The organism is Virgibacillus carmonensis, from assembly GCF_057836705.1.
The window spans coordinates 1-6,652 of sequence record NZ_JBYQFJ010000058.1 but is presented as its reverse complement, the minus strand read 5'-3'; the positions used below and the strand labels follow the sequence as shown (position 1 = coordinate 6,652).

The 6,652-nt window shown below is 41.8% G+C and carries 7 protein-coding genes and 1 pseudogene; 3 read left to right on the top strand and 5 right to left on the bottom strand.

Annotation, left to right across the window (positions count from 1 at the left end; translation table 11 throughout):
* Positions 1–36: 36 nt before the first annotated feature.
* Together AC3G7N_RS20195 and AC3G7N_RS20190 are read left to right on the top strand one after the other, a co-directional pair.
* Positions 37–192 (top strand): annotated as a pseudogene (locus AC3G7N_RS20195) (NAD(P)-binding protein); the annotation flags it as partial.
* A gap of 17 nt (positions 193–209) precedes the next feature.
* Entirely contained in the window at positions 210–476 is a 267-nt protein-coding gene (locus tag AC3G7N_RS20190) for a hypothetical protein (RefSeq protein ID WP_489423962.1), read from the top strand.
* A gap of 118 nt (positions 477–594) precedes the next feature.
* Here AC3G7N_RS20190 and AC3G7N_RS20185 read toward each other — a convergent pair whose 3' ends face one another.
* The 4 genes from AC3G7N_RS20185 to AC3G7N_RS20170 all read right to left on the bottom strand — a co-directional run bounded on the left by AC3G7N_RS20185 (position 595) and on the right by AC3G7N_RS20170 (position 3,981).
* Entirely contained in the window at positions 595–1,314 is a 720-nt protein-coding gene (locus AC3G7N_RS20185; protein WP_489423961.1) for an HNH endonuclease, read from the bottom strand.
* Between the two features lie 416 nt (positions 1,315–1,730).
* Positions 1,731–2,579, bottom strand: a complete 849-nt coding sequence (locus AC3G7N_RS20180; protein WP_489423960.1) for a DUF8832 domain-containing protein — start codon at positions 2,577–2,579, stop codon at positions 1,731–1,733.
* Between the two features lie 168 nt (positions 2,580–2,747).
* Positions 2,748–3,005 (bottom strand): hypothetical protein, encoded by a 258-nt coding sequence (locus AC3G7N_RS20175; RefSeq protein WP_489423959.1) that lies wholly within the window; start codon positions 3,003–3,005, stop codon positions 2,748–2,750.
* On the bottom strand, positions 2,995–3,981 hold the full coding sequence (locus AC3G7N_RS20170; protein WP_489423958.1) for a hypothetical protein: 987 nt from the start codon (positions 3,979–3,981) through the stop codon (positions 2,995–2,997). Before AC3G7N_RS20170 ends, AC3G7N_RS20175 begins: the two co-directional genes overlap by 11 nt.
* A gap of 116 nt (positions 3,982–4,097) precedes the next feature.
* On the opposite strand from AC3G7N_RS20170, the gene AC3G7N_RS20165 reads away from it, so the two are divergent.
* Positions 4,098–5,888, top strand: a complete 1,791-nt coding sequence (locus tag AC3G7N_RS20165; protein WP_489423957.1) for a multicopper oxidase family protein — start codon at positions 4,098–4,100, stop codon at positions 5,886–5,888.
* Positions 5,889–6,037: 149 nt separating this feature from the next.
* Here AC3G7N_RS20165 and AC3G7N_RS20160 read toward each other — a convergent pair.
* A partial coding sequence (locus tag AC3G7N_RS20160) for a hypothetical protein (RefSeq protein ID WP_489423956.1) occupies positions 6,038–6,652 on the bottom strand: 615 nt, incomplete at its 5' end.

Sequence of the window (6,652 nt, the reverse complement as noted above, 5' to 3'; positions counted from 1 at the left end):
CAATGGAAAAGTTATGATTCCGATGGGGGTAAAAATTTGGATAAAGATGTTGACGTTCTTGTTATCGGAGCAGGTCAGGCTGGACTAGCGATGGGCTATTATTTAAAGCAATCAAATCTAAGTTTTGTATTGATTGATTCAACAAAAAGAATTGGGAATGTTTGGAGGGATCGCTATGACTCCTTGGTTATTCAGCCCAAGAGGTCACAGTGCTTTTAATAGATCAATCTGGAGCTGGATGGAGCGTTAACATTCTTAATGGCGAAATCGACGGTTCTTATATACGTGTAAAAGTACAAACAGATGATTCTAGTGAACCAGGAAACATTGAATATGGAAATGTTGTTGGTGAATATGCACACGATACATCGATAAGTGGTGAAATTGGTATTAGTATCGGTTGGGCAAGTATCTCGTTTTCTAGCGGTTCAGGATACGATACAGCAGCACAAGATTCTTTCAGTTATGTTCATTAAAAAAACCCCAAATGACGATCCTTATTCAATTAAAATGCCCCGTTCGTAAGAAACTATCCGTAAAAACCTGGTGTAAAACACACAAGCTTTTACTCCTACTTTTACATGACTAATTTGATTATTGTTTACCAGTAACTATAGATATACCTCCACCACAATCCTGCATCGTAGAATTTGAAATAATATTTGAATCACCTAATACGGTTCTGTCGGGAAGTAAATTTACTTTATAACGGTGATAAAACATATCTGCTCTAAGATCTATATTTCCATCAATTAATTTAAGTTCTAAAAATATATTACCTTTGTCACGATTAATTTTTAAATGACCGGGAGTATAACTTATATCCCAAAATTCAGGATTTTTGTAAGCTAACCATTCATTGTTTCTAATTTCTGCTAATAGGACATCGTGTGAATTATAGAATTTTGCATTCAGTAAAGCATTATCCTCATCGTCAGGATGAATCGTAATTAAAGGATGCTCATCTACAACCAAAATTTTTGGGGTCCTTATATAAATATTAGAACCTACACGTGTTCTTAAATCAGTATATGTAGATAAAAAGAAATCTTTAGAAACAAAGTTTTGATTCTTGTTAAAAGGATTATCTTTAGCTTTATTAATAATACTGACTGGAATTTCAGCACAATCTGCTCTATGGTGATGTTCGGGGCATAGCGCCACAAGATTTTCTTTAGTATGTTCGTTAACTTGATGAAATGCTTTAATATGGTGGTATTCTATAATAGGACTTCCACATAATACACAACCAAAATAAGCTTCTTTTCTCACATCCCTTTTCAAAGGTAGGGGAATATATCGTTCATTTGTCATTTTTTCACTCCTTGATTATTATTCCAACTATACTAGGTATACAACAAAACTAAACATAAACCCTTTATATAAAACCTTTTTATATAGAGCAAAATAATTAAAAACCAATTATTCCACAAAATGGAGCCAAAACCCTTAAGTTATGACACTGATTAAATTTCTTTCTACAAAATACGGAAACTACCCTAGTTAAAACAAAATGAATGTGTTTTGTAAAGCGCAAGCTGCCTTTTTTGGTTGAAAAATGACTGTAAGTCGAAGCTAGACAGGTAAACACCAAAATTCTTTCTTTATTACTAAAAAGTAAATGGAAGAGGTAGAACAAGGAATAGTTCTACCTCTTCCACCCAACAACCGCTTGAGTTTTCCACCACTTAATTTTCTATTCATAGGCTGCGTCGTCCGTGTTCTATGTTCTAAGCCTCTGGTACTTCGATCACAAACATAGTAACGATAACTTTTCCATCATGTTTGATCTCACCCCATATTTTATATATTCCGGGTTCCGGGAATATAGGATTGAAGTTTAATATCGGTCCTGTCATGCTCTCATCAACCGGATGAACATGAATATAATGCTTTGAATCCTCACTCATCATCACAACATGAGACATTGATCCAATATAGGATTCAAGGTCGGTTACCGGTTCTCCCGATTCCGCATGTTTTATCGTATAGCTCATGTTTAATTTTTTTCCTGCGACCAGTTTGTCAAAGCCTAGCGTTACTTCCATACCTTCAAACACTTTAGTCAACTCAGAATCTGGTACAGGTGCTGGTGCTTTCTTATTCTCTCCCTTCACCTCCACCCATTTTCTATCAACAATTTTTGCATTTTTCATTTTTTCTGGCGATAAAGTGGAGATTAATTGATAGTCCCCCCCTTTTGGAAAATTGATATCAATCACAAATTCCCCTTTATCGTTTAACATGGGATGCACGTGTTTGAACACAGACAGGTCCTTACTAACTACAATGAGATGAAGCTTGTCGACATGGATGTCTTTAAAATCCGTAATTTGTTGCCCCTCTGCATCATGAGCTGTGATCACCAATGGCTCATCCTTATTACTTTCCGGTGTCTCGCTGGAAAAATCCAGTTTTACCTTTACATTCTCCTCAGAAGTGTTCTGCTTTTTATTCTCTTTTCCGTTTTCACTTTCGGAATCGTTAGTATTCTGTTCTTCATTCTCTGCTGAACAAGCTGCCAGTATGGTTACTAAGGCAATTATTAGCAAAGCTAGCACTTTCTTCATTTTTCTCATAAGCTACTCCTCCTCAGATTGGGATGTCGTTATTTACGACTAAACATGGACTTTAAATAGGTCCGAAGATATGATGACAAGGCAAGACCAACCATCAAAAAAATGATTTGAGCTATAATTTTGAAAAACACCTCTAACAAATGTGCCCCTCCTTCTCTGAATCCAAATCTAGATATCATCAAGATTTCGTGGAATGTCCCTTTCTATTAGGTTGTTCACCCGTGCAAACCAATAGATAAAGGCAGTAGTAAATACAATAAACAGAGCCGTGAATAAGATGCCAATGATTACTCCAGCGCCCCCCTTTAACCCCTGAATGCTTATAGGTGCATCATTAAAGTAAGTAATGACAAGCAACTCAGCAAAACCCGAAACTGCTAGACCAATTAGCGAATTCCTTACCCAAATCCACCACCTATTTTTCATGAACAGTCACCCCTTCACCCTTTGGCAATTGACGGTAACGGTTGCGCCGCCGAGCACTCACTCTCAATCTTTGGAAGTAAGCAAGAGCGAGTCCTGTCAAACCAATAAATAGGGCAATTAGAAACAAAACGATTACACCTGCAAATGCATAAAAAAAGAAGGCACCAAGACCTGGGGACGAAGGTGGATTGAAAATCGTAAATAGATATCCTGGCAACTCTGAATTTGCACTACTGGGCGAAGCCGAAACACTCGAGCTACTTTCATTGGAGGAATTAGCTCCCTCGGATTGATTAGTAGTCCCGCCGCTCATACTGGACATTCTCGATTTTCTCATCATGCCCATCATGCCTGACATGCTTGAGCCATCCGAACCGCCAGTTCCTGACATGCTCGAGCCTCCGCTTCCACCCGAACCACCAGTTCCTTCCATACTTGATCCGCCACTTCCGCCGGATCCACCAGTTCCTTCCACACTTGATCCGCCGCTTTCACCCGAACCATCAGTTCCTTCCGTACTTGATCCGCCACTTCCGCCGGATCCACCAGTTCCTGACATACCTGATCCGCCACTGCCACCGGATCCACCAGTTCCTTGCATACTTGAGCCATCGCTTTCGCCGGATCCACCAGTTCCTTCCATACTTGATCCGCCACTTCCGTCGGATCCACCAGTTCCTGACATACCTGATCCGCCACTGCCACCGGATCCACCAGTTCCTTCCATACTTGAGCCATCGCTTCCGCCGGATCCACCAGTTCCTTGCATACTTGAGCCATCGCTTCCACCGGATCCGTCAGCGCTATTTTCAGCTGTCGTCCCACCACCGCTATTTGAAGTGGTAGTCGTCTGCGAACGTGGTGTAATACTAGCAGTTTCGTTCGGAAACACAAAAGGAATGAGGACGACCAACAATCCAAATATTAAAATGCCCCCTAAGGTGTACATAATAAGCCTAAGCCACGGATTCTTCATCGTTTTAATCCCCCCAATGACACCTATCCTATCTTCGAGTTATGGAAAACCTGTCGAGACGTCAAAATCCATCAGTTTTCCATAGAAAAGATATATGCTAAATTGTGAGGTGAATTATGTTTAAAAAATGGAGAAAAGCAACCAAAGATCGGATTGAACAGACCAAAAGAAAGGTTCGAAGGTGGATCTTCTACACGAAAATGACCTTTTTAATTATTTCTATTATCGCGGGAGCGCTACTGTTGACCTGGGTACTAACGCAAATGAACTTGATCGGTCCTCCTAGTGGACAGGAAGAAAACACAGCTAGACTGCCTCCTACTCCCTCAGCTGAAGTATCACCGTCACAGCAACCGACTCGAGAACAAAAAGAGCCTACATCGGAAACGACAGAATCCCAAGTACCAACAAAAAGCAATAAGCCTTTACCAGAAGCCAAAACACCCGTAGAACCAGACGATTCTACTGATCCATCCCTCCCGACAGCAGAAAACAACGAGCTCGCCTCCCCATCGCAGACCGAAGCAGAAAGTACTAAGGAAGAATCTGTTCGTGAGTTCATAATTACCGCTTATCCAGAAAAGGTGCAAATCGATGAACAATTAACGATAGATGGCTGGACTTATAACGGCACGTTGCCTGGTCCGATTATTCGCGTCAAGGAAGGTGAACAGGTACGCCTAATATTTCGAAATCAAATACCAAACATTGGGTCCGCCATACATTTACATGGCATTCCCGTTCGCAATAGTATGGACGGTGTGCCGACCGTTACCCAGCCCCCTGTTAATTTTGGAGAAGAATTTATTTATGAATTTCCTGCAGAACCGGCAGGAACGTACTCCTATCACGCCCATTCCTTCGGTAGTGACGTGCTCCAATTGGATAAAGGTTTGTTTGCCCCATTTATCATTGAACCCATGGGTCCTACCGATTATCCCGAGGCAGATACGGAATGGGTGGTCAGCCTGGATGAAATGAAGATTCCTGGTGAGGGTGACCCCCCGCCGGCATCGGATGGCAATCAGATGGATCAGAGCACCATGAAAAAGATGATGCCGAGTGCTCTTCTCGGCAGTACAGACCTTTATAATGTGTTCACCATTAACGGGAAACGGGACCCGAAGCATGTATTTAAGGCCGAAGCTAATGAACGGGTGCGGTTACGGCTATTAAACTTTGGCTTTCAGACCCACCGCATCAAGGTGGAGGGAATGGAAATGTACACAACCCACATGGATGGACATTCACTACCCGCCGCCCAGCCCGTTGAATATGCAACGGTCTCACCTTATGAGCGTGTAGATGTTTACTTGATCGGAGATAAACCGGGGGAGTACAAAATGGTTGATATAGATCCTGGTCACAGTGAGTTCGGGATGCGGGCGAAAGTAGTACTAACGCCTTCAGACACCTCTGATGCTAATAACCGCCCGAAGCCCTTAAATCTAGCTGATCCGCCAGAAAATGCTCCTAAGTATCAGGGGATCACGGCCGGTATTCCCGGTCCGGATAGAGCAGAATATGACCACGTCTACAACATGGACCTCGGCATGACCATGGACTCCGGGGGGAAGGTCTGGGCAATCAATGGTGAGACCTGGGATTCGTTCGGAGATGTGGAACCCTACGAAGTCCGTCTCGGAGAAACAATTAAGGTCAATCTGATCAATCGGTCACCAGAAAGCCACCCCATGCACCTGCATGGACATCCATTTCGTGTCGTCGCTATCAATGGGCAAACCTTAGAGGAACCTTGGCTTGTCAAGGATACGATTAATGTCAGGCCCATGCAACGTATTTCTATCGCATTCAAGGCTGACAATCCTGGAGATTGGATCTTCCACTGTCACCAATCACATCATTCAGACAATGGTCTGATGACCTACTTCAAATATGTCGAGTAGACAAAACCTGAATAGGCCAGAGAAAGGTCAATGACCTTTCTCTGGCCTATTTTCTAGTGTAAAGAAACAAATAAGATAAAATTTTATATAAACAGGACCGCGAAAATTACCTTCACTTTTTTGTTCAAAAAACCACTTCGTTTATTTTACTAAAAAGAGCAATTTTTTGTTTCTCTTATATAAAAAAGAGGAGAACTCCCAGAATTAAGCTTTTGGGAGCCCCTTGAATCGGTTTGCCGTTTCATCCTATTCCATATTTTTTTAATTACTGGATCCACTTTCTCTACTTCCATTACAACCACAGGGATTTCCTTGGGAGCCGTTTCTGCACTCATTACAATTCCCTTGCTGATTACTGGAACCTCTATTTCCGCTTTCATTACAACCACAGGAATTTCCTTGGGAACCGTTTCCGCACTGATTATAATTCCTTTGCTGATTACTGGAACCTCTATTTCTATTGCAACCACACGAATTTCTTTGGGAACCGTTTCTGCACTGATTACAATTCCTTTGTTGATTACTGGAACCACTATTTCCGCTTCCATTACAACCACAGGAATTTCCTTGGGAGCCGTTTCTGCAATGATTACAATTCCTTTGTTGATTACTGGAACTACTTTTTCCGCTTCCATTACAACCACAGGAATTTCCTTGGGAGCCGCTTCCACAATGATTACAATTCCTTTGTTGATTACTGGAACTACTATTTCCGCTTCCATTACAACCACAGGAATTTCCTTGGGAGCCGCTTCCACAATGAT

Excerpts from the sequence above, each read along its gene's own strand:
- AC3G7N_RS20185 (WP_489423961.1), bottom strand. The coding sequence starts at position 1,314 with ATGACAAATGAACGATATATTCCCCTACCTTTGAAAAGGGATGTGAGA.
- AC3G7N_RS20180 (WP_489423960.1), bottom strand. The coding sequence starts at position 2,579 with ATGAGAAAAATGAAGAAAGTGCTAGCTTTGCTAATAATTGCCTTAGTA.
- AC3G7N_RS20175 (WP_489423959.1), bottom strand. The coding sequence starts at position 3,005 with ATGAAAAATAGGTGGTGGATTTGGGTAAGGAATTCGCTAATTGGTCTA.
- AC3G7N_RS20170 (WP_489423958.1), bottom strand. The coding sequence starts at position 3,981 with ATGAAGAATCCGTGGCTTAGGCTTATTATGTACACCTTAGGGGGCATT.
- AC3G7N_RS20165 (WP_489423957.1), top strand. The coding sequence starts at position 4,098 with ATGTTTAAAAAATGGAGAAAAGCAACCAAAGATCGGATTGAACAGACC.